This is a genomic window from Leuconostoc sp. UCMA20149, assembly GCF_030400235.1.
GTDB classification, from domain to species: domain Bacteria; phylum Bacillota; class Bacilli; order Lactobacillales; family Lactobacillaceae; genus Leuconostoc; species Leuconostoc pseudomesenteroides.
On sequence record NZ_VJYC01000024.1, the window covers coordinates 1 to 21,867 of the forward strand.

Sequence of the window (21,867 nt, forward strand, 5' to 3'; positions counted from 1 at the left end):
TTTACGACATCTAGTGCCAAAAAGCCTTACGACCTATGCTTCACAACCTATTTTAGAATAAAACAAAAATAGGTGAAGACTATCTCCGTCGAGATTAATCTTCACCTTTAATGTTAGTAAGTTTTATTGTTGCTGGCATGGGCATTGATTACCGCACTGTATCCGATTGTTACTGCAGAAACTGATGCAATAGCAACAATCAAAACACTTTTTTTCATTTTCATTCTTTTGTCTTCCCTTCTTAATATCAAAATCATAACGCTGTTATTTTTTGATTCATGCTTAAATCAGTATCGATAGAGTAATATTTTTGTATTGCCGTCTTTAAATTGAAAATATGACACATGTTGACATACAAAAAAGACCAATGACATTGCGCAGATCTTCTGTCTGACATGTCATTTGGTCATTATTAAATAATCTTATTTAATTAATCAAGCTATGATTCACACCAATTCAAATGAAGCCAAAATTTCAGAGTCATCATTAGCAAGAATGTTTTCAATAGCAACACATTCGATTTTAGCGGTTATATGCCATTGTGATTCATTTAGTGTCTTAACTAGTTGACGCGCTTCATTGGGATGTAAGGATTGTCCTATTGTAACGTGCGGTTGATACGGTATATCACGACGATAAAAAGGCTTAAAATTATCCAGTTCATAAAGCTTGTCGTGTATCATTTTGATTATGTCTGCACCTTGCGCAACGGATAACCAGACGTAGCCATTATCTGTGTCACCCTCCACATGGTTAAGTGTTAAAGTGAACGACTCGATCTGTTTCACAACAGATTGCACCGCATCACAAATAATCGTATCCGACGCATTACTTTTGAAAGGAAACACAAGCGATACATGAGGTCGAATATGTGTATATAGGCTATCATTGTTTTGTCGAATCGACTGAATGGTTGCTTGATCAACTGAATTAAAGTTTGGAAAAATCAAAACAGAACGAAATTTCATTGCTACTCCTTTTAATATTGCACATCAAATAAACAGATTAATCACCATTTTCGCGTAGCCATGGTCGATCGCTAACTTCATTTTCAGTGATAATCCGATGCAAAGTTTTTTGCGCTTGAGGCACAAACATTGTCGGTTCCGGATGAATGGGTACAAATTGTAAGTCTAACGTTTCCGTCCCATCTTTTTGCAAAAATCCACCAACTTGTTTAACTTCAAAACCCATGCCAATCGTTTCTTGTGCATCACCCCAAGAATTTTTGTCCGTCACATTTGTGGCGATACCCAAGACTCTGGTTACGCTAACGTCAATATTCGTTTCTTCTTTAAATTCCCGTACAACCGCTCGCATTGGAGAATCGCCATATTCAAGATATCCGCCAGGAAATCCCCAGCCAGCATCTGAATCCCAACGTTTTTCCAACAAAATAGCATCGTGAGCGTCATTCCATAAAACACCAAAAGCAGAAACAAAAATCATGCCCTCATGGCCAACTTTCTCTCGCATTCGCGCAATATAATTCTTATTCATGATGTAACCCCTTAATCAAAATTTTGTGCAACAAATCACTTTTCATTATAGCACTACGACGTTTTAATTATAAAAATAATAATACTTAGTGGTCACATAAAATCTGGGTCAAATTTCGCTTTATTTGGATTGCGCAGTACTGTAACTGTCCCACTTTTCTGGCAATAATGTCATTTGCCAGAAACGTAATTCTTCTGCACTACTATACATAAATTGTTGCAACAACAAATCCATATCAAGTTCATCTTGATGTTTAGTCACTAAGTCATCTAATAATTGAATCATCTTATGAACGTACCCTTGAAATGTCTCATCAGCGTAGGAATTAACAAAGTCAATATAAATTTGTTGCGTGCCTTTTAAGTAATCTTTTCTTGCTAACATTTCTTGGAAAATTTCTAAATATAACCATGGACATGGTAACAATGCTGCTAATGCATGAACTTCCCCATAACTATCAAAGGCATGGTGCATGTGGCAAGTATAGTGATAAGTTGTTGGTAAAATTTCAGCCTGTTGAATCTCGTCATTAGTCATATTAAGACCTTGATATATCCCATTTTGCTGGTCAACATCATAAGCTGTAATTGCCTGAATGCCTGATTTTAAAGCACTAATAACTTGTGCGTCTTGACTTGTCGCCAAAATCTTATCATAAATTGCTAAATAATTTTTGACGTAGTAATTATCCTGTATCAAATATGCCTTAAAGGCAGACAAAGGTAACGTCCCGTCTTCAATTCCCTTAATAAAGGGGTGATTCTTGCTTGACAGCCAAAGTGAAGCTGACTTTTCGTGTGCTAATTGACTAAATTTCATGATATTCTCCATTCTTTTTTATAAAATATCTAAAAACCCCAGCTCACTAAAATTGAGCTGGGGTCGCCAAAAAGCATCGCTAAATACAACATCATGATATTGATGTGGCTACTATAATATCTTCCTGCGTCAGTCTTAACTGCTTCAGGTTCAATGGGTATGATCTCAGCTCAAGGCACCCCAGATATCTTACATAAAAATTATAGCACACGTATTGATTAATGAAGTAATAAATTTTAAGAACTATGCAATCGATTCATCTGATAAAGGCGAAACTGTGCCCACTAAGCCAAGTTATTGGATTCTTTTCACAAAACCCTTTTAAAAATAATCTTTACTTTGTTCATACACCGCAATCGCTCTTAATCGCGCAGCTTTATGATCCACAATTGGCTGAGGGTAATCATCATTTAATTTCACACCATAAGCTTTTTGTTCCGCATCAGTTAACTGATTAGGCTGATGTATTTTTTTGCTTTTGATAGATTTCAATTCCGGAACATATTGCGTGATAAACGTGCCATCAGGATCAAATTTTTCTGACTGTATTGCCGGATTAAATACTCTAAAATATGGCACACTATCTGTACCTGTCGAAGCAGCCCACTGCCAACCACCAATGTTACTAGCAGGATCATAATCAACTAATTTTTGTTGAAAATACTTTTCACCCCATCGCCAATCAATTAATAGATCTTTGGTTAAAAAAGAAGCAACAACCATTCTCAATCGGTTGTGCATCCAACCCGTTTCATTTAGCTGACGCATGGCTGCATCGACAATTGGAAAACCGGTGCGCCCTGACTGCCATGCTTTAAAATGATTCTCATTATTTTGCCAAACAACATTTTGAAATGAAGTCTTAATCGCTTTTTCTTGCTGATCTGGATACATGGCATAAATCATATTGTAATAATCACGCCAACAAAGCTCTTTGATGAAGGTCGTACGACCGTCACTTTCTGGTTCCTGACTGACAGCATCAAAAACTGTCCGAATTGAAATTTCACCGGTCCTTAAATATCGCGATAAATGGCTGGTAGCATCGAGGCTTGGTATATCACGATTTTTGTCATAGTCAGCGAGTTTATGTGACACAAAGTTGATCAAAACTTGTTTGGCAACCGACTCTCCAATTTGGTTTTCGTAAGCATAACTGTCACATGGACGGATTAGCTTTTTAAGCTCAGCTGTTGCCTCATTACACGACAGTTCCCGTTGTTTCTTGACAACTTCCGAATGCTTTAGATCATAATTTGCTGATTTTTTAGGTCGTTGTATCCATTGCTTAAAGTAAGGTGTGAATACTTTATACCCAGTACCATCTTGCTTTTTAATATCAAACGCGCTGTGCAATGTGAAATCTAAAAAAGGATGCGGCGTTACCTGCAACTCATCACGACAATATGTTGCAATTGCTTGATCTCGTTTTCTACCATAACCTCGTTCGTCAAAATTAAAATACAAATCTTGCCAATCCGGCAGCTCTTTTTTTAATGCTATAAACACAGTTGTGACATTTCCTGATAAAATATGCAAACTGATATTTTTGGCTTTTAAAACTGATTTAAAATGAGACACACTAGCAAAAAAAGCACTTTGATTGACACTGCCATTAGATGCGATTTGCTCTGGGTCAATAATAAACACTAAAGCAAGATGATCACTATTAGCGACTGCAGCCGATAATGCCGTATTATCTGCTAATCTTAAATCTCTTCTAAACCACATCACGCTTGTCTTAGTCACAAAAATTCTCCCCCAACTTATATTATTTTGACAATTGTCGTTTGTATATCTTTCTGGTGCTCAAAAACCAATAATTACGGAAGTCACCTACTAATTTTGAATACGGATAATCCATTAGTCCTTGTTGGCGTAATTGATCCGATAAATATTCTTTCAAAATCCAAGGATCTTCGGGCGCAACGTGATCCAGTTCTAAGATCTGATTGATTTTTTCAACAGAAGTGTTTAAAGCGTTTGCTACATCCTCAATTGCCAAGTGACTCATTTTAAGATTTTTCTTGAGTTCATTACTGGTATTGAAACGTTCCGTAGAATTTAAAGACATCTCACTTCTCTCCTTTCATTATTCAGATCATAATGTTATGCAGGTATAGTTGATTTTGAAGCCACCACATTTATGAATAATGTAATACAACGAGTATAAGGCTTTCACACTTAGACGTAAAGAAATTTGATTACAATAGCCTAAAAAACAAAAAAAAACGCCAATATTTGGCGTTTTTCTAATTACTGATCTGAACGTTTATGAAATTTAACAATGGATTCGTTAACGCGTTCAACCTTAAGACGTAAATTAATTTTGATAAAGACCCACACCGCAATATAGATTGTCAAAAAACTAAACCAAAAGGTGGGTGCATACAGAACTTCGTGTAACCCCAAAGTCAACGACGCAGCACCTAAGGTTATCATTAGCGTACCTATAAAATGTAGTATGAGTGCTACTAAATATGAAAATCGTTCAACATCAAAAATCATTGATAAAATACCAATTAACCCGCTCATCACTAACACAGTCAGCGTATTAGTCGCGTCAACATGTGTTTGCTCAGAAAAAAAGATAATACAAATCATGTAAATGAACGACCCATAACCAAACCCATGAATCACGTGACGTAAAATTTCTTTGATCATTTCTATCTCCTCAAACCGACAAACGAGCAATCAAGTCTTTCACATATCGACGGCTAACCACTGATTGATTATCCTGAGTTAAATGTGCCGTCATATTGCCTGCAAAACTCTCCGATAGACTTTGCAAATGATTGACATTGATTGCAGCATGCTTGGATATTTGAACAAAGTGTTTATTTTTGATTCTTTGAAAAAAATGAATCAATCTTTCTTTAGTACATACAAGTCGCTCTGTTGTATAAATTAATAATTCATCTTCAACAACATCAAGCAAAATAATCGTTTCCACTTTTAAAACAACTATCTCTTCTTCCACCTTGACCGTTACAAGACTAACAGTCTCCGACTGATATTGACGAATATATGCCATCAAATGTTGCGTTTCTATACTATTTTCTTTTGCCTGGACGATTACCGTTGGCTGCTCACCAGAAACTTCTGTACTGATTTGAAAGACAACTTTCATACTTGTCTCAACCTCGTTCATTTAATTAAGTAATTTTTGCCTTTGTTTTTGTGCAATAAAACTTGGCACCAAAACAATTATGAACGTAATAACAATCAGTGCCACCACAAGGTTATAGGTTTCTGTCAAACTCAACAGTGAGGACCATTTTATTTGAACGCCCATGAGACGATTAAAATATCGGACAGCACTCTCTTGTTGAAATGTATCTTTAATCGTATCATTCATCAATACTTGTCGATACAGCGAGGCAATATAAGAACCCGGGGTCACTTTCATAATTGTTTGGGCAAAAGTTGGCAGTGATCCAATTGGAATATAAGTACCAACTAAAAATCCTGACGCAGTACCAATGATAGTGGTAAGTCTTCCAAAACTGTCAACTGATTTTAATCGATTAACTAAGATAGAATTAACCAATGTTGCCAATATCGCACTTAAAACCATTATACCCAATGTTGGTACAACTTGTGACATTTGAAATGACATTTTATCAGTTACATTGAAATATAGTCCCATCAATACTAGCATAATTAGCTGCATTATGATCCCAATCAACGTTGCACTTAGCAAGTAGCCAAACCGGATTGACATTGGTCCAGCATCAGTTAAAGATAAGTCTTCTAGCACATGTTGTTCTTTATCTTTGACCATCTGTGATAGTGCCGTCAAAGTTGTGGTAATACCAGTAATGGCAAGTGTTCCGCTTATCAACCATGTATCTAACAATTGATTTTTATGACTGATGCCCACCCAATTAGATGAAATACCTTTTTTTAGAAAGACTAGGTACAGAACAAAGGAAATCAGTGCACCAAGAAGTGAAAAAATTACCCCGCTACGATTTCTAAAATACAACATCATGTTACGTTTTACCATAGCCAACATATTAACGCATCTCCTTTCCAGTTAGTGCCACAAACGCATCATCCATCGTACCTAAACGATATTCAAAATTGGTTAAAATTGACTGATGTTGTGTGATTAGCGAAATTGCCTCTGTGGCATTTCCTGTTTTGATAAGTATCTCATGCTCATTTATAACCTGGCTACCAATATTGTCTGGCAATTTTTCGCTCAAACTTCTTGCGTCAGGAGTAAATAGTGTCAATTGATTACTTGCATAGCGTTGCTTAATTTGATTAGCTGAGCCGCTAGTGATGATTTGTCCATGATCAACGACATAGACCTGTTGCGCATAATCTGCTTCATCCAAATAATGCGTTGTTAAAACAATTGTCAACTGACGACTCTGCTGCAAGTCATGCAGTAATTGCCAAATCGCTAGCCTTGTCTGAATGTCAAGACCGGTTGTCGGCTCATCTAAGAACAAAATGTCTGGATTGTTTAACAATGCTCGGGCAATATCCACACGTCTTTTTTGACCGCCTGACAGAGTTCCGTATAATTGACCTGAAAACTGAGTCAATCCCAAATCGTGAATTAAAATCTCAACCTGCTTCAATCCAACTTGACGATACTGTTTGGCTCTAATCATCAAATTTTCTTTTACTGTCAACTGATTATCAAGCACGCTGCTCTGAAAAACAACACCAATCGTTGTATTTGGGGCATAAATAATGTCACCCGAGCTAGGCTTTCGAATGCCGGTCAACATACGCATTGTGGTTGATTTCCCAGCACCATTTGGTCCCAACACAGCTGTTAAGCTACCTTTCTCAATATCCATATTGATACCATCAACAGCTGTATGATCGCCATATTTTTGTGTTAAGTTAATTGTTTTCAATATCATGACTTAACCTCCTCAAAAACGAGTATAGCAAAGGATACTTTTTTATTGCTTCAATTTCTGCTAACCGGTTGAATTAGATTGGTAAGCGGTAAAAAAAGCCTTACTCATAAGGCGTAAGACTGATCATAGTAAACAATTAATTATAATGATTTCATCCAAATGGGATGATTGGCTGGTAATTTAATTTCGAATTGTGTGCCAACATTGTGTTGTGAGGTTACAACAATTTGACCACCAACGATATCAATAACACGTTTAACTAGGGCCAATCCCAGGCCATTTCCTTGTACGGATCTGGCCGTATCTGCTTGATAAAATTTATCGAAAATATGTTGTCTTTGTTCCTCAGTTAGGCCGATACCGCTATCTGCGATAGATACTAGAATTTCCTTGTCAGAAATAGACTTAACCACCACGGTAATTTTACCATTGGTATGATTAAATTTAATTGCATTGCTCACTAAATTATTCCATGCTAAAGCCAACAATTCCTTGTCTCCAGTGATATAAACGTCTTCAGCATCAATTTGAAGATCAATATTTTTTTCCGACCAAAGTGTTTCGTGATTGACCAAAACCTCAGCAATTTGTTCATTTAACAAATAGGTATCTTTTTTGGTTGTGATCTCTTGATTGTCTACTTTGTTCAACGCCAGTATGTTCGTAATCAGCCCACTTAATCGACTTGTCGCATCAGCAATTCGAGTGGCGTAGCGTTCACGCTCAGTAACCGGTAAGGAACTGTCTTGAATCATTGTCGCGTAGTTTTGAATAATAGCAAGTGGTGTTTTAATTTCATGAGAAACACTAGCAATAAAATCAGTTTGTAATGTCTCAACACTACCCAACGCCTTTGTCATAATGTTAAAATTGGTGATAATAACATCCAGTTCGTTAATACTGTCAAAACCATGTGATGGTTGAATTTGAACATTGTAATCACCTTCAGTCACTTTTTGTGTGGCAGCCAAAATTTTTTTCACCGGTCGGCCAATTGTATATCGTCGCCAAAGCCCGTTAATAACAGTCAATAATAGTGCCATAGCAATGATAATTACCAATGCTATAATTGCACGAGGTCGAATCATTTGTGCTGTTTCATCCCCTTTGGGGACATAAATAATTAAAATCGTAACTGTCACAACAAGCGAACTTGATAAAAAGTAAACTAGATAATTACCTATTCCAAAAATACTACGATTTACGGTTTTACCATCATGATTCATTGGGTACCGCCTTATAACCAAGCCCTCTCACAGTTACAATCTCAAAATCATTGACGTCAGCCAGCTTATCTCGAATTTTTGTCATATACACATCAACTGTTCTAGTACTGGTATTTGTATCGATACCCCAAAAGTCATCCATCAATTGACCACGAGTAAAGGTCTTTTTCGGAAAAGATAATAATTTAAAAACCAGTTCAAATTCTCTCATTGTGAATGCAATGGATTCGTTCCCATTGTAAGCGACATGTTCATCAGCATCCATCACAAATTTGCCAATTGTTAATCGTTTGTTGGCTTCAATTTTGGCACGTCGTAATAAAGCGCCAACACGCAAGAGAATTTCATCAAAATCGATTGGTTTCACCATATAATCATCTATACCAATACGAAAGCCAATTTGTTTTGACTCTAAATCACCACGAGCGGTCATAAACATAATTGGCATATTATGATCAAGTTGTCGAATGGTTTCTGCCAACTCAAAGCCATCAACCTTCGGCATCATGATATCTGAGATGACAAGGTCAAATTTGTTATCAAACATCAATGAAAACGCCTCATTCGCGCTCGATGCCCCGCTAACGCTGTACCCGTGTCGCTTGAGTACAGAACAAACGGTTTGATTCAAATCCTGATCATCTTCCACTACTAATATTGAAATCATTGGTCTGTTACCTCATCATTTTTATTATACATATTATAGCAATATTGACCGTCATCCGCTGAATTTACTGATTAATCAACAAGGTATTAACGATCGGCATCATCTTCAAATCCCTTAATTAGTGGAATCAACGTCACCAACATAATAATACCAATCAATCCAAGAATTATGCCAAATAACATCAAATGCCACACCATCGACATCACCATTCCTAAACTGAATGCCAAAAATCCTACGATTCCAAATACGCTGTTTAAAACAATACGTGTATTCCACTGCCATAGCGACAATCCTGACATTTTTCTCCTAATGAGTAACGCAACAATGGCACCAATACCACCAATCGCAATCAGAAAAATTCCCGGCACCATCAAGTGCCATTCAGGCAGTAATACCATGCACATGCCTATTGAAAAGAAAAAACCACTAATGGTTCCCGTCAACATTGTTACAAAATCTTTTTTCTTCATCACAATTAACCAAACTTTCCTATTGCGCGCTCAAATGGAACCACTTTTTTCCGGCATAAACACCGACAAAACTTAGTACTAAGCCACCAACAATTGCCGGAACGAATTGACTATCAAGTAAAGTTGGCCCATAATTTATCAACTGGTCGGCTGACACAGCGCCAAGCCCACCAAGTATAATGCCAACAATGATTGTTAACCACTCTGCCATTTTTGAACCAGAATTTTTGATTTTGTTGCCGAGATAACCAACAGCACCTCCTGCCAAAATGCCAATTAAAATATTGAATAAGATTGTCATGATTTTTCTCCTTTGTTTTAATGACTTTATTATCATACGTAATTGTTTATGAAATACTAACCAATTGTTGCCGTTGTGTTAATCTTGCGATTTAGACATTTTTAAGAACTTAAATTTGATACAATAAAAATTGAATTTTAATCGAGCACAACCTTTTTTCAAATTTAAAAATACGATGACACTAATTAACAATATTAAAAACTATTTCAACAAGCTGATTGATAGGCACAATTTAAGACGCCACATCATCGAGAAAGCAGATCGTATCGTCCTGTATAATGCCGCCAGTACAATCACCAATTTTTTATTTGCCTTATTGAAAATTGTGGTAGGACTATTATTTTGGTCACTCTGGTTTATGATTTTCGGTGGCTACTATGTGCTTTTATTAGCGATTAGAAGTTATTTTTTATGGCGATATCAACAGGTTAGAATGTCGGCACTGTCATTAACACAGCGAAAAATCATCGAAACGAAATACCTGCGTGAGGGCGGATTTTTTTATGCACTATTAGGTGCAGTATTGGTTGTTTTATCCGCTTATATGTATTACAGAGGACAGCCACAACATTACAATCAGAGCATTGTTTTACTGATTGCACTGATTGGGTTTGTTAAAATTGGCACTTCAATTGCTGGTTGGATACGGGCACGCCATTTCCATAGTCCAATTATCACTTTTTTAAAATCGCTTAATTTCGCTGATGGTTTAGTAGCCATTGTGATGACACAATACGCTTTATTAGCTTACGAAAAATCTCCCCAAGCCTCATCCTCAACTGGATTATTTGGTGCTGTAATTGGTTGTATGTTGGTTTTATTAGGGTTAAGTATTAGCTTAAAAGCGCATTTAAAAATTCGATCAGAAAGTAGTCACAAATTGTGATGTCAGTCAAAAAAAATGGTTGTCCCATCACAAGGACAACCATTTTTATTTCTTACTTTTGATGACCGTAATACTGTATGACCTTGGCCAAATTTTGTTTGCCGCGGTAGATAGCGTAACCAACTGTGAAGACAGCCACAACATTCAAAATACCAAGAACAACACCAGTGCCAAACAACCACCAGTTATGCTTGACAAAGAAGTACATCATCAAAATACTTATCCCAACTAACATTGAAAAGAATGACTGCCAGCGAGATAGATTCTTGAGCATTGTCTTTTGGTAAGACACTTCTTTTTGATAGTTTTCATTATAATCTTGTGTGCTCATCTTCATGAAACGCCTTTCTTTTATTAATAACTTAGTCCTGGGTTGAAGAATCCAAGGAGTACACCAATCAAAGCAACGACTACCAAAATCAACATCACCTTGATGGGTGAGATATTCTTTTTAGCCATTAACCACCAGCACGCCACAATAAACAGCGCCGTCAACAAACCAGGATAAACAGAGTCCAACTTATCCTGAAGAACAAGATAGGCCTTTCCGGATGAATTTGTTAATTTAAATGAGGTTTTGACTGTAACCCAAGTCGCGGCAACGCCACCAACGACCATACCACCAACAGTAGCGATTGCACGTCGAATAGCTTTTCCTTGCGCACCAACTAAAATACCAACAGCCTTATCACCTAATTCATATCCCTTAAAGTAGGCAAAACGCATACCAAAGTATCCAAGCAAGTTCCAAACAATAATATAGAAGATGGCACCCAATGGCGATCCGCCATCAGACATCCCCAAAGCAATACCTAGAATAACCGGAATCAGTGTGCCGACCACCAACGAATCACCAATACCAGCAATTGGTCCCATCAATCCGGCACGAAGTCCGTTAATTGTTGTATCATCCACGTTACCATGGTTGGCACGTGCTTCTTCCAAACTTGCTGTCACACCAACAATCACTGTACCCAACTGTGGTTCTGTATTGAAGAACGCTGTATAGGTCTTCATCGCTTTTTCTTGATCTTCTTTGTTATCGTACAATTCTTCAACAATTGGTAACATTGAAGTCAAATAACCAAAGGTTTGCATATGCTCCTGTGAAAACACCGTGAGATGACCGTAAAACCAGTGATGGAATGACTTATTTAATGTCTTACGAGAAATTGTCTTTTTTTCTGTGTTATCCATTTTAAATATCCTCGTCTTCCTCATCATCATCGACGGTCGTCGTTGTTCCTGACGGAACAGCTTGTCGATTAGTACTGATAGCCATATCCAACTTGTAGAAGATCATTGCGAAAATCAACGAAACGACTGTGACTGAGACTAAGTTCAAATGCAATGAAGCAGCAAAAGTAAATCCAACAAAGAATGGAATAAAATCAAGCGGACTATCAACAATTTGCTTTAACAAGATTGCAATTCCCACACAGGGTAGTAGCGCACCAACTGTGAATAACGTTTTCATTGGAATGCCGTCCATTGGCAGTGCTGTTTTAAGCGCAGTAACGGCACTTGATCCAAAGTGTGTCATCAACAGTGTTGGAATGAATGAAAAGATAAAGTGAGAAATCCAAGGATAACCCCAATCAACCGCATAAAGTTTTTTGAAATCACCTTTTTCAACCGCTCGCCAACCAATATGCTGCCAAACCAAGTTCATTGTTGCTGTACCGTAGAACAAAACAGTTCCAACAGTTCCAACCAATGTACCCATCGACTTGGCTAAATCAGCCGCATTTGTCGAAGTAGCCGCCAAACCTTGCGAGTGAATTGCCACCATTGCCAGTGGAATACCAATATACGAGACCGCTCGCAAGTCAGCAGACACCGTACCACCAGGTGTCACCAAAGCGATATATACCAACTGCATCGCCACACCTGCTGCGATACCAGTTTTTAAGTCACCTAAGACAAGTCCACAGACTAGACCACCTACTAAAGGACGACCTAATGTATAGTTACCGATAGTTGAGCCAGCCATACCAGGCATTGACGATAAACTAGCGAAAATGCCCAGAATACTTGCTTGTATCCAACTAATTGTCATATTCCTAACTCCTTTGATGTTAGTTTACAAATTGAATTTCCCTTTAAAATCGTTCCAGTAACCGATTGACACATCGGGCAAAAGCTGGAATTTGACTTGATAACCTTGTGTCTGAATGGCATCAAGTGCCTTAGCTTCAGCGGGCGTGATTGACTGATTATTTCCTAGTTTAACAGCGTCAGGTCTGTCGTTAGCTGGTCCAACAATTACCTTATCAACGTTACTTGGTACAAAACCAAAGTCCACCAAAATCGTCTTCATATCTTGAGGTGTTTTTGTAATCAAGAAATATCGGCGGTCTGAGTCAAGCACTTGCTGGGCTTTCTCCTTAAAATGTGCCAATGTCCAAACAAACGTTTTCTTTTCAGAGGCACTCTTGAAGGCATCCTTCAAGACTGGGTTATTTGCTGCGGCGTCGTTAACGGCAATCAAACCATCACAAGGATATTCTTTAGCCCAACGTGTTACTGTTTGACCATGAATAATGCGGTCATCAATTCTTACAAATGAAATACTCATAATTGTTCTTCCTTTCAAATTTCATCATCGTCATCATCTGCTGATAACTCAAACTTTTTGACAGCGGTTGTAGCTTCAGTTAAGACAGCTTTTGTTAAATTATCTGGATCAAGGCTGTCTTTTAAAATGGCTGCATTTAACGCCATCGGGAAATTCATGCCGCCAAGAATCGTTGTCTTCGATAATTGACCACTTTGGTGAATAATGTTGATTGCAGTTGTTAAAGGACTCCCGCCAATAATATCGCCAAGTACGATCAAATTCGCGTCAGGCTCCAATTCTGATAAAAGTGCTTTAAACCGCTCTTCAAATTTTGCCGTGTCTTCACCAGAATGCATCCCCACTGCCTTCACCGTTTTTATTTCATCGCCAATAAACATACCAAGAGCATCTTTCAAGCCCTCCGAAAATCGACCATGACTCACCAAAATGAGATAATTCATTCTCTTTCTCCTAACTTTCATGAACAAAATGAAATCATGTTTCGACATCATATCATTTTTTACAGGGTTAAATGTAAGCGCTTCCATAACCTAAATAATATTTTACTCTTGAACACTAAAAAATACAATACAAAATTACAAAAGTTATCATTTTAAATAATACAATCCTGTTACTAGACCACTTTTGATTTTTTTTCTTTCTCACATACAACATCTTTACCTTTCCTTTGCAGAGTTTTTAATTCAGTAGTTTACCATTATCTTAATAATAAATATTTCAGAGGAAGATTATGATCAAACCCCGTTTTTCACAAATTTCAGCAACCGTTGCTGGTATAGCAGCAGCAGTTGCTTTTGGTGTCGTCAATGTTAGCGCGGATAGTAAAACAGAATATAATGTGCCTATTTCTACCATTCACCCTACTCAAGCAGCAGTTGGTAAAGCACAAATTGCTTCGAAAATATCAACTTACGTTGAAAATGGTGCCTTAACTAAAGACTATTACAACGATTTTAATGATGATAATGGCTATACCAATGGTCTTTATTCACTGGACGGTGTTTCACAGACAGACAAAACGCTCTATAAAACTAATAGTATACAATCGGCCATGCCAGATGCTCAACTAACCAGCGACAGTGCAGCCAAAGTGCCAGTGATTAAAGGACCGGGTGGTGTTTTGTACGCAACTGATGGTCATCATGGTTCAACAACATACGAATTCATCAAACAACAGTATAATTTAGGTTTTGATACGATTAATGTTGAAGTAATTGATGACTACAGCTCGCTTTCCATGACAGATTTTTACAAAACGTTAATCGCCAAGAATCAAGTACTGCCCCTAGCATTCAATGTCAAAACTGGTGAGTATCAGTCATTTAGCCTTGATCGACTGCCAACGCATATGTATGCTAATGAATTTGTTAACGACCCATTTCGAAGCCTTGCCTATTTTTGGCGGAAAAGTGCTATTGACAAAGATAACGTCACCGCGAACTTTGCTGAATTTTATTTAGGCATCTTTTTGACCAGCACTTGCGAATTTAAGGGTTTGTCGTTTGAATCACAAAATGATTATCTCACCGCTTTTGACAAAGGAAATGCTATTTTACAAAAATTAATTAATGGTGACACCACCTACACTGCGCTATTCAACAAAGTGCTCACCATACCATATGGCGTGACACCATCAATGCTTGGCATTCAATCAACTTTTGACGACACAAAAATAGCGGCACAACGCCAAAAATTAACCGATGCCCTTACTTTTTTAACCAATACACCGGCATTAGCTACTTCAAATACAACATTATTTGATCTCAATACAGAACAACTGACAAAACAAGTTGCCACTTTCAAAGCGCTAACAGCGGCAGATTACACAAATGATAGTTATCAAAAGGTAAGCGAATTAATAGCAAGCGCCAATGAACTTGTATCTAACAACGGCTCACAAACAGATTTAGATAGTTTAACATCACAAATTGAGCAAGCATTGAGCAGCTTAGTTAAAGTACCAACAACTGAAACATTAGATACAACACAATTTGAAAAACAAGTTAGCCGATTCAACAATTTGACAGCCACAAAATATGATGCAACCAATTATCAAAACATCAAGGATACAATCGCAGAAATACAAGGCTTGATTAAAAACAATGGTACACAAAATGAGTTAAATACCAAAGTTGAGTCACTACAATCAAAAATCGATGCACTGACGCCTGTATCGTCAGATAATACGTCAACAACTACTTCTTCAACAACAAACGAAAAGATCAAAACGTCCACTTCTTCAAAAATTGATTCACAAAAACATAATCATAAGCAACACCTTAAATTACCAAAAACAATGGTGAATCAACCAAATATCATCAATCGCGTCATGTTGGGCTTGGTACTATTTGCTGGTATTGGTCTTACCTATAAACGCTTTAAATTATTTTCATAACCACAAAAAAAGAGTAAAATAATTTACTCTTTTTTTGTATATAAAATGTAATACAGAATTAATTATTAAATTTCTGAATTCTGAAGAAATCAAGCAAGAACGTCAAAATTGGTAGACCAATCACTAGTCCCCAAACACCAAACATTTTTTCCATAATGATTAAGTTTAATAGTATGACTAAAATGGGCATGTGAGTACGATGCGACATGAAATGCGGATGCAAGAAATATGATTCAAAAAAGTGAATGAAAGCAATCGCAACCAAAATAATAATGACGGTATTCCAATCACCGATAATAAAAGCAGTTATGGTCAATGGAATTAGAGAAATAATGACACCAAACACTGGTATCAGACCCAGAATGAAAATCATGACGGTAAAGCCTAACAAGTATGGAAATTGCAAAAAAGCCAATACAACCATCATAATAGCTGTGTTAATCAAACAAATCATCAATTGTACTTCAAACAATTTTCCCAATATGATGATAAAACGATGAACAATAATATAAAACTCACCAAAGAATTTTTTATAAGGACTGTGCAAAAAATTCATTGACCATAACCGTAGTTGCGGATATGTCATACTAAAAATAAAACTAAATAGTAAGGCTAAAATTAATTCATATAAGACATGACCAACTTGATTCAGCTGCGTCAATCCCTGTGAAATCAATTGACTAGTATTCACTGAAGCAATATATTGATGAAAATTCTTATATATTGTTTCTAAAAACGAATTCGAATGCCAGTTAAGATTAGTTGCCAACTTCACCATACTATCAAACTGATGAATGACAGTGTTAGCACCGCGATCAATGGCAAACACTATCACCCCAATAAAGATAACGTACACCAGCGCGATTGATAAAGACCGTGACAGCTTGAGAAAATGAGAAACGCGCTTTCCAGCGTTCATTGCCAGATAAGCAAAAATTATCGTCAGCAAGAGTAATGTCATAAACTGTTTCAGACACGCAATCAACAAAATGATGACAAAGAGTACAAAGTACCGATACAGCGGTCGCTTTTTTAGTGATGTTAATAAATCCATGAAATCCCCCAATTAATATATATGAATCTATTATATATGAAATATTGCTGTTTTATAACTGTTTTTTAAATTTTTACCGATTCGATACAATGTTATTGCACACTTCCTTTTAGTAATTTTATTCCCGTCCTTCCTGCTGATTTTTTAACATCTCCGATTGCATGTGCAACGATTGTCGTAACAACTCGTTTGTCGCCTCTTGTGCTTTTAGTAATTGCTTAGTTTCTTCCAGTTGCGCATTGTAGCCAAATGCCTCTGAAGCCTCCTTCACTAAGAACTTGTTCACCAATTTAACAAAGAAAAATACACATGCAGCGATAGCACATAATGTCAAAACGTTTTCGAACACTGAACGCAAAGGATTCAAGACTAAGTAAATATCAGACGTGTGGTGCTTTGACACCAACACAATTGAGCAAAAATAAAAAATATTCGAAGCGAGACTAATGATACTCTTAATTAAATCTGTCAAGCTGCCACCGACGATAACACCAATTGATAATTGAATAATGGCGGGTGATGTAATAAACTTTCGAAATTGGTCTGCCTGTTCCGTAGCTAGATTATCTTTAATTTTGATTTTAATTTTACCCATGACATCCCCTTAAACGTTTTGAGTTAACATTTTTTAATTACTAACTGATATTATTCCATGATATCTTGCTTTTTTCAACTGTCTTAATCAACAAAAAACATTACTCTCGTAACGTTTCTAATCGTAATTATCTGCGATTTTAGGACATCTTGGCAATCATCAAACTAACACCGTAGATCAGCCCCTCAATAATGGTAATGAAAAAGCTAACTGGCCAGTTGGTAATGTAACTTAAATACAGTCCCATCCATGTGCCAAACAGTGCAAAAACAAAAGATAAACCAATCATACTGTGCACAGATGTTGTTAAAAACTTGGCTGATGAAGCTGGAATTGTTAATAACGAAAAGATTAACAGCGAACCAACAATTTGCGCCGTAACACTGACCGTACAAGCAACTAAAATCAAAAAAATGAGGGAAATCCAAACCGCATATTTTGAATTATAAGCCGACCCGGCTGGATCAAAAGTAATGTATTTCAACTTACGAAATAGCAAAACTGAAATAACGCCTATAATCGCAATTAATATTAACAACTCATTTAAATTATCACGACTAATACCAACAATACTGCCAAATAAAATGCTCGTCGCATAGCTTGATTGCTTATTAGACAATGATAGAAATAAAACACCTAGTCCTATAAAAATTGCCGAAAAGACACTAACTGAAGATTCACGTTGACTCATTTTACGCCCGGCTAAGGAAACAAAAATCGAACTTGTTATCGTAAAAATTAGCATACCAGTTATCGGTGAAAGTCCAGCAAATATGGCGAAACTGGCACCAGAGAAACTAATTTCAGATAAGGTATGCGTGTAAAAAGCCGTTTTACGCGCAACAACGAATACACCCATCACAGCACAAATCAGGCTGATAAAGAAGCTTGCTATAAAAGCATATTGCATGAAAGCGTACTCAAACATTGCAATCCCCTTTCTTTAAGCTATCATTTCTGACCACACCCGCTTGATTTTGAATATGCAATTCAACATCTGCACACATGGCAACAAGCTCTGGATCGTGCGTAATAAAAATCACTGCTATACTTTCACTAAGACTTATCTCTTTAATTAAACGCAACAACTCAATGCGCGAATCACGGTCTAAGTTTGAGGTGCTTTCATCTAAAATCAATAACTGGGGTTCTGCCATCAAAGCTTGAGCCAGATAAGCCCGTTGCTTCTCTCCTCCAGATGTTTTGCCCATTGGTTGTTTTAAAATTTGGTTTAAATTAGTCCACTTGGCAACTTTAACACGTAATGCTTTTTCAGAGTTTGATAGCCAAGGTTTTAGTCGCTGAGTTAAGTTAAGTGTCATAAAATTTTCAACACTAAGCGGATAATCGTCATCAATATCTCTAAATTGTGGAATAACTTGAATGGCATTAAACGGAACACTAAAATCAATATGCTTCGAAGTATTCTGACTCTTTTTTGATTCTGCTAGCAAAGTATTTAACAAGGTCGTTTTTCCGACACCGTTATCCCCGGTCACACACAATATTTGACCAGTGAACACCTCAAAAGACAATGATTTAATCAGAATTTTATTGGGCACACTAACATCTAAATTTTTAACACTTAAGATTTTTTCAACCATTTTGATTTATTTTTCTGACTTTTGAATGTCTTCCAATTGCTGATATTGCGCTAACATCCATTGACTATAAGTTTTGCCCTTAGGCATTGTCTCAGTTACTTTTAGCACCGGAACAGAATATTGTTTTGCCAACTTGACTAATTCTGTAACCGTCTTGTCACTTGCTTGTGTGTTTTGGACAAAAAAGGCAATTCGATGATTTTTGATGTCATCTTGCATCGCTTTAATATCTTTTGGTGATGGATCTGTACCATCTTCGACTGACTTAGCAAAATGCGTATTATTTTCAGTATACCCAAGTTCTGAAAGCGCGTAATCAAAGACAGGTTCACTCACATCAACTTTTTTATTATCAGAATTTGCTTTTAACGCATCAATTTTTGTTGTGATTGGTTTGAGCGACGCAATATACTTTTTGGCATTTGCTTTAAATTGTGCCTCATGCTTTGGGTCAATTTTGGCAAACTTATTTGATAAGTAAGTCACTAATTTAGACATTGTTTGACTTTGATACCATAAGTGTGGATTATCGCCATCTTTCTTGCCTAAGACATCTTCACCAACACGAACGGAAGTGATTTTGTCATTTTTTGCTAACTTTGTCATCCATGAATCATAACCAATACCGTTATAAACAACAAAATCAGCATTAGCAACTTCTTTGGCAACTTTGGCACTTGGTTCATAATCATGTGGATCAACGTTTGGATTAGTAATAACTGATGTGACAGAACCATATTTACCTAGGACTGCTTTAGCAGCTTCACCATAAAAATCCACTGAGGAAACCACTTTTATTTTGTCATCTTTGTAACTACTTTTGGTTTGTTTTGCCTGTTGACCCCACACAATGACAAGGATTACTGCCAAAATGGCAACAATAATTGCGCCAATGCTAACACGTCGTTTCATTATTTTTTACCCATCTTTCAAAATATTCTATTGTCTACAAAAAATTCCATTATAGCGGAACACGAATATGTCACTAATTTCAATTAAAAATCATTTTCCGGACAAACAATTGATTACTCAAAAATATTAACATGACTATAATTATAGTAATCATTACTGTTTAAGTCAATAGAAAGTAATCATTACTTTTTATTTTTTACCTAAAAAACTGCAGCTTTTTTTGCAGCTGCAGTTTTATTGATTATTTTTTTCACGTTCTTGTTGACAAATATCACATAATCCAAAGATTTCTAGTTTAACATTTAATACCAAAAATTGCTTTAATTGTGACTGTAATTGCGGTGATAAACTTGAATCTATTTTAATTACACGATGACAATTTTGACAGAAAAAGTGACCATGACGTGGTGACACAAAGTCACATTGAAACTTGACTCTTAGCTGACCATCTTCAGAACGTTGTTCAATAATACCAAGATCTGTGAATTCTTTTATATTGCGGTAAGTTGTCGTGTGACTGACATTTGGATAAATGCTTTGCATATATTCATCAACTTCTGTCACTGACACATAACTATTTTCAAAATCAGACAAAAATTTTAACAAATCTTTGCGTTGCTTCGTTGTCCGCAATTCACTCTTTTCTAGTATTGCCAAACCCTTATCATATTGTACGATGTTATCAGTCATGTATTTTAAACCTCTGTTGACATGCCATGATGTCACTTATTGATTACATATGCTATTATGCTTCAAAAAATGAAAATAGTCCAATTGTTTAGCTTGATACTTAGCCGAATTATATTTAATATTTCTATTTTTGCGTGAGATCTTCTTTTTGTAACCATTTTAATTTGGACCGAAGCATAGTCATAGTATCAGGTAACACTAGTGAAGCCATTAACCAAAAAACTGGTAGACCTTGAATTAAATAACGGGACCGGCCGCCTTCAAATATCAAGAGATACATGAATAACCCAACAATAGACAGTCTTAATATTTGAGTCAATTTATTTTTGCTACGCCAGCCCAATGCAATTATCAATAGCAGCACAATCCAGACAACTTGAGCAATATATCGGAAATCAGATAAATATTTTCCCTCAGGATAAACAAAGTCCTCAAACAGTCGCGTTAGTCCCTTTCCTGCGGGTTTCACACTCATAAAATGTCCCTCAATCAACCATGCAAAAGTGCCATCCGCCGAATTTTTATTTTGCTTATGAACAAGGAACTTCAAATAACCAAAAAGGCCTCTTTTTTTCAATCTCGCAATCAAATGTTTTTTTGAGTAGTCCACCATAGCTTTTTGTGATGGTTGCTTCCCCATTTCTAATGCATCCTTCTCATTATATCCCCCATCACCGCTGACACCCATATTAATAAAATGAATCGCTGGCACAGTACGATGTGGTGTAATTTCAATCACTTGTTGTGACACTATTTGATGATTAACATAAGCATAACTCGTAATGGCACCCACAAATAGCAATAATGTTATCAAAATACCTTTAATTTTTTGCCATTTAATAACACTCCCCACTGAATTTCTAAATAGATACAAAAATTCAACGGAAACAATAGCTATGATAGGCACAATAGCCGAAGGCTTTATAAAATAAATTGCTGTTAAAAAGCCACCATTACCTAAAGCGGAAAATAAACGCCACACTAATCTAAAATTAGACTTTTGTGCTATGACATATGTCAAGATTAATCCAGAAACCAAAGGCATGACAACAACATCCGAATATGGTACCAAAATCATAGGAAATACCAAAATAAAAACAGCATGCATGTATATGGCTGTGAAGTGGACCCCAATAGTTGGACAAAATAGAATTAATTAACTAGCGGACTCAGTGGTGAGTTGTCGATATTGAACCGGCGACAGACCATTGAGTTTTTGTTTGATACGGTGATTGTTGTAATAATTGATAAAGTCATCAACGACCACTTTGAAATCATGAA

The 21,867-nt window shown here is 36.6% G+C and carries 28 protein-coding genes and 1 riboswitch; of the genes, 2 read left to right on the forward strand and 26 right to left on the reverse strand.

Annotated features, from left to right (window positions below; translation table 11 throughout):
• Positions 1-446: 446 nt before the first annotated feature.
• The 13 genes from FF105_RS10915 to FF105_RS10975 all read right to left on the reverse strand — a co-directional run bounded on the left by FF105_RS10915 (position 447) and on the right by FF105_RS10975 (position 9,869).
• Complete coding sequence (locus tag FF105_RS10915; protein ID WP_147651697.1) at positions 447-968, reverse strand: 2'-5' RNA ligase family protein; 522 nt, start codon at positions 966-968, stop codon at positions 447-449.
• 37 nt (positions 969-1,005) lie between these two features.
• Positions 1,006-1,500, reverse strand: coding sequence for an NUDIX domain-containing protein (locus FF105_RS10920; protein ID WP_147651700.1), 495 nt, complete (start codon positions 1,498-1,500; stop codon positions 1,006-1,008).
• A gap of 120 nt (positions 1,501-1,620) precedes the next feature.
• Entirely contained in the window at positions 1,621-2,319 is a 699-nt protein-coding gene (locus FF105_RS10925) for a hypothetical protein (RefSeq protein ID WP_147651701.1), read from the reverse strand.
• A gap of 104 nt (positions 2,320-2,423) precedes the next feature.
• Positions 2,424-2,512, reverse strand: a riboswitch (TPP riboswitch).
• 128 nt (positions 2,513-2,640) lie between these two features.
• A complete protein-coding gene (locus FF105_RS10930) occupies positions 2,641-4,068 on the reverse strand; it encodes a cryptochrome/photolyase family protein (protein ID WP_147651703.1) in 1,428 nt (475 codons plus the stop codon).
• A gap of 22 nt (positions 4,069-4,090) precedes the next feature.
• Complete coding sequence (locus FF105_RS10935; protein WP_147651705.1) at positions 4,091-4,393, reverse strand: DUF2316 family protein; 303 nt, start codon at positions 4,391-4,393, stop codon at positions 4,091-4,093.
• Positions 4,394-4,575: 182 nt separating this feature from the next.
• Positions 4,576-4,983, reverse strand: a complete 408-nt coding sequence (locus tag FF105_RS10940; RefSeq protein WP_147651707.1) for a DUF3021 domain-containing protein — start codon at positions 4,981-4,983, stop codon at positions 4,576-4,578.
• Between the two features lie 10 nt (positions 4,984-4,993).
• Positions 4,994-5,470 (reverse strand): LytTR family DNA-binding domain-containing protein, encoded by a 477-nt coding sequence (locus FF105_RS10945; RefSeq protein ID WP_147651708.1) that lies wholly within the window; start codon positions 5,468-5,470, stop codon positions 4,994-4,996.
• A complete protein-coding gene (locus FF105_RS10950) occupies positions 5,471-6,337 on the reverse strand; it encodes an ABC transporter permease (protein ID WP_147651710.1) in 867 nt (288 codons plus the stop codon).
• 1 nt (position 6,338) lies between these two features.
• Positions 6,339-7,205, reverse strand: coding sequence for an ABC transporter ATP-binding protein (locus FF105_RS10955; RefSeq protein WP_290046875.1), 867 nt, complete (start codon positions 7,203-7,205; stop codon positions 6,339-6,341).
• A 140-nt stretch (positions 7,206-7,345) separates the two neighbouring features.
• On the reverse strand, positions 7,346-8,431 hold the full coding sequence (locus tag FF105_RS10960) for a HAMP domain-containing sensor histidine kinase (protein WP_147651714.1): 1,086 nt from the start codon (positions 8,429-8,431) through the stop codon (positions 7,346-7,348).
• On the reverse strand, positions 8,421-9,098 hold the full coding sequence (locus FF105_RS10965; RefSeq protein ID WP_168441497.1) for a response regulator transcription factor: 678 nt from the start codon (positions 9,096-9,098) through the stop codon (positions 8,421-8,423). Before FF105_RS10965 ends, FF105_RS10960 begins: the two co-directional genes overlap by 11 nt.
• 86 nt (positions 9,099-9,184) lie before the next feature.
• Positions 9,185-9,568, reverse strand: coding sequence for a hypothetical protein (locus FF105_RS10970; RefSeq protein WP_147652056.1), 384 nt, complete (start codon positions 9,566-9,568; stop codon positions 9,185-9,187).
• Positions 9,569-9,587: 19 nt separating this feature from the next.
• The gene (locus tag FF105_RS10975; protein WP_147651718.1) at positions 9,588-9,869 is read right to left on the reverse strand and encodes a hypothetical protein; all 282 of its coding nucleotides are present in this window, start codon (positions 9,867-9,869) and stop codon (positions 9,588-9,590) included.
• A 175-nt stretch (positions 9,870-10,044) separates the two neighbouring features.
• Between FF105_RS10975 and FF105_RS10980 the strand changes: the two genes are divergently transcribed.
• Positions 10,045-10,755, forward strand: coding sequence for a hypothetical protein (locus FF105_RS10980; RefSeq protein ID WP_147651720.1), 711 nt, complete (start codon positions 10,045-10,047; stop codon positions 10,753-10,755).
• A gap of 52 nt (positions 10,756-10,807) precedes the next feature.
• On the opposite strand, the gene FF105_RS10985 is transcribed toward FF105_RS10980, so the two are convergent.
• The 5 genes from FF105_RS10985 to FF105_RS11005 are packed head-to-tail and all read right to left on the reverse strand — an operon-like array spanning position 10,808 to position 13,776.
• Positions 10,808-11,092: a PTS sugar transporter gene (locus FF105_RS10985; RefSeq protein ID WP_080519352.1), complete on the reverse strand. Its 285-nt coding sequence runs from the start codon at positions 11,090-11,092 to the stop codon at positions 10,808-10,810.
• 17 nt (positions 11,093-11,109) lie between these two features.
• Positions 11,110-11,952, reverse strand: coding sequence for a PTS system mannose/fructose/sorbose family transporter subunit IID (locus FF105_RS10990; protein WP_004914067.1), 843 nt, complete (start codon positions 11,950-11,952; stop codon positions 11,110-11,112).
• Position 11,953: 1 nt separating this feature from the next.
• Complete coding sequence (locus tag FF105_RS10995) at positions 11,954-12,814, reverse strand: PTS mannose/fructose/sorbose/N-acetylgalactosamine transporter subunit IIC (RefSeq protein WP_148423898.1); 861 nt, start codon at positions 12,812-12,814, stop codon at positions 11,954-11,956.
• Positions 12,815-12,838: 24 nt separating this feature from the next.
• Positions 12,839-13,333, reverse strand: a complete 495-nt coding sequence (locus tag FF105_RS11000) for a PTS system mannose/fructose/N-acetylgalactosamine-transporter subunit IIB (RefSeq protein WP_139968444.1) — start codon at positions 13,331-13,333, stop codon at positions 12,839-12,841.
• Positions 13,334-13,347: 14 nt separating this feature from the next.
• Positions 13,348-13,776, reverse strand: a complete 429-nt coding sequence (locus FF105_RS11005) for a PTS sugar transporter subunit IIA (RefSeq protein WP_147651723.1) — start codon at positions 13,774-13,776, stop codon at positions 13,348-13,350.
• A 290-nt stretch (positions 13,777-14,066) separates the two neighbouring features.
• On the opposite strand from FF105_RS11005, the gene FF105_RS11010 reads away from it, so the two are divergent.
• Entirely contained in the window at positions 14,067-15,731 is a 1,665-nt protein-coding gene (locus FF105_RS11010; protein WP_290046876.1) for a ParB/Srx family N-terminal domain-containing protein, read from the forward strand.
• A gap of 58 nt (positions 15,732-15,789) precedes the next feature.
• Here FF105_RS11010 and FF105_RS11015 read toward each other — a convergent pair whose 3' ends face one another.
• The 8 genes from FF105_RS11015 to FF105_RS11050 form a co-directional block, all read right to left on the reverse strand.
• On the reverse strand, positions 15,790-16,785 hold the full coding sequence (locus FF105_RS11015) for an AI-2E family transporter (RefSeq protein WP_139968441.1): 996 nt from the start codon (positions 16,783-16,785) through the stop codon (positions 15,790-15,792).
• Between the two features lie 118 nt (positions 16,786-16,903).
• Positions 16,904-17,380 (reverse strand): MscL family protein, encoded by a 477-nt coding sequence (locus FF105_RS11020; RefSeq protein WP_010295731.1) that lies wholly within the window; start codon positions 17,378-17,380, stop codon positions 16,904-16,906.
• A gap of 139 nt (positions 17,381-17,519) precedes the next feature.
• Positions 17,520-18,308, reverse strand: coding sequence for a metal ABC transporter permease (locus FF105_RS11025; RefSeq protein ID WP_010295735.1), 789 nt, complete (start codon positions 18,306-18,308; stop codon positions 17,520-17,522).
• The gene (locus FF105_RS11030; protein WP_010295738.1) at positions 18,301-18,984 is read right to left on the reverse strand and encodes an ATP-binding cassette domain-containing protein; all 684 of its coding nucleotides are present in this window, start codon (positions 18,982-18,984) and stop codon (positions 18,301-18,303) included. Before FF105_RS11030 ends, FF105_RS11025 begins: the two co-directional genes overlap by 8 nt.
• Positions 18,985-18,990: 6 nt before the next feature.
• A complete protein-coding gene (locus FF105_RS11035) occupies positions 18,991-19,896 on the reverse strand; it encodes a metal ABC transporter solute-binding protein (RefSeq protein ID WP_147651729.1) in 906 nt (301 codons plus the stop codon).
• A gap of 234 nt (positions 19,897-20,130) precedes the next feature.
• On the reverse strand, positions 20,131-20,586 hold the full coding sequence (locus FF105_RS11040) for a Fur family transcriptional regulator (protein ID WP_139968437.1): 456 nt from the start codon (positions 20,584-20,586) through the stop codon (positions 20,131-20,133).
• A gap of 124 nt (positions 20,587-20,710) precedes the next feature.
• A complete protein-coding gene (locus tag FF105_RS11045) occupies positions 20,711-21,676 on the reverse strand; it encodes a hypothetical protein (protein WP_336621649.1) in 966 nt (321 codons plus the stop codon).
• 66 nt (positions 21,677-21,742) lie between these two features.
• On the reverse strand, positions 21,743-21,867 hold a 125-nt coding region (locus FF105_RS11050), incomplete at its 5' end, for an IS3 family transposase (RefSeq protein ID WP_290046486.1).

Coding starts and splice junctions, on each gene's coding strand:
- FF105_RS11010 (WP_290046876.1), top strand. CDS start 14,067: ATGATCAAACCCCGTTTTTCACAAATTTCAGCAACCGTTGCTGGTATA.
- FF105_RS11040 (WP_139968437.1), bottom strand. CDS start 20,586: ATGACTGATAACATCGTACAATATGATAAGGGTTTGGCAATACTAGAA.
- FF105_RS11000 (WP_139968444.1), bottom strand. CDS start 13,333: ATGAGTATTTCATTTGTAAGAATTGATGACCGCATTATTCATGGTCAA.
- FF105_RS11030 (WP_010295738.1), bottom strand. CDS start 18,984: ATGGTTGAAAAAATCTTAAGTGTTAAAAATTTAGATGTTAGTGTGCCC.
- FF105_RS10920 (WP_147651700.1), bottom strand. CDS start 1,500: ATGAATAAGAATTATATTGCGCGAATGCGAGAGAAAGTTGGCCATGAG.
- FF105_RS11035 (WP_147651729.1), bottom strand. CDS start 19,896: ATGAAACGACGTGTTAGCATTGGCGCAATTATTGTTGCCATTTTGGCA.
- FF105_RS10980 (WP_147651720.1), top strand. CDS start 10,045: ATGACACTAATTAACAATATTAAAAACTATTTCAACAAGCTGATTGAT.
- FF105_RS10975 (WP_147651718.1), bottom strand. CDS start 9,869: ATGACAATCTTATTCAATATTTTAATTGGCATTTTGGCAGGAGGTGCT.
- FF105_RS10915 (WP_147651697.1), bottom strand. CDS start 968: ATGAAATTTCGTTCTGTTTTGATTTTTCCAAACTTTAATTCAGTTGAT.
- FF105_RS11025 (WP_010295735.1), bottom strand. CDS start 18,308: ATGTTTGAGTACGCTTTCATGCAATATGCTTTTATAGCAAGCTTCTTT.
- FF105_RS11020 (WP_010295731.1), bottom strand. CDS start 17,380: ATGGGTAAAATTAAAATCAAAATTAAAGATAATCTAGCTACGGAACAG.
- FF105_RS10955 (WP_290046875.1), bottom strand. CDS start 7,205: ATGATATTGAAAACAATTAACTTAACACAAAAATATGGCGATCATACA.
- FF105_RS10995 (WP_148423898.1), bottom strand. CDS start 12,814: ATGACAATTAGTTGGATACAAGCAAGTATTCTGGGCATTTTCGCTAGT.
- FF105_RS10960 (WP_147651714.1), bottom strand. CDS start 8,431: ATGAATCATGATGGTAAAACCGTAAATCGTAGTATTTTTGGAATAGGT.
- FF105_RS10970 (WP_147652056.1), bottom strand. CDS start 9,568: ATGAAGAAAAAAGATTTTGTAACAATGTTGACGGGAACCATTAGTGGT.
- FF105_RS10965 (WP_168441497.1), bottom strand. CDS start 9,098: ATGATTTCAATATTAGTAGTGGAAGATGATCAGGATTTGAATCAAACC.
- FF105_RS10950 (WP_147651710.1), bottom strand. CDS start 6,337: ATGTTGGCTATGGTAAAACGTAACATGATGTTGTATTTTAGAAATCGT.
- FF105_RS10945 (WP_147651708.1), bottom strand. CDS start 5,470: ATGAACGAGGTTGAGACAAGTATGAAAGTTGTCTTTCAAATCAGTACA.
- FF105_RS11015 (WP_139968441.1), bottom strand. CDS start 16,785: ATGGATTTATTAACATCACTAAAAAAGCGACCGCTGTATCGGTACTTT.
- FF105_RS10925 (WP_147651701.1), bottom strand. CDS start 2,319: ATGAAATTTAGTCAATTAGCACACGAAAAGTCAGCTTCACTTTGGCTG.
- FF105_RS10935 (WP_147651705.1), bottom strand. CDS start 4,393: ATGTCTTTAAATTCTACGGAACGTTTCAATACCAGTAATGAACTCAAG.
- FF105_RS10990 (WP_004914067.1), bottom strand. CDS start 11,952: ATGGATAACACAGAAAAAAAGACAATTTCTCGTAAGACATTAAATAAG.
- FF105_RS10940 (WP_147651707.1), bottom strand. CDS start 4,983: ATGATCAAAGAAATTTTACGTCACGTGATTCATGGGTTTGGTTATGGG.
- FF105_RS10985 (WP_080519352.1), bottom strand. CDS start 11,092: ATGAAGATGAGCACACAAGATTATAATGAAAACTATCAAAAAGAAGTG.
- FF105_RS11005 (WP_147651723.1), bottom strand. CDS start 13,776: ATGAATTATCTCATTTTGGTGAGTCATGGTCGATTTTCGGAGGGCTTG.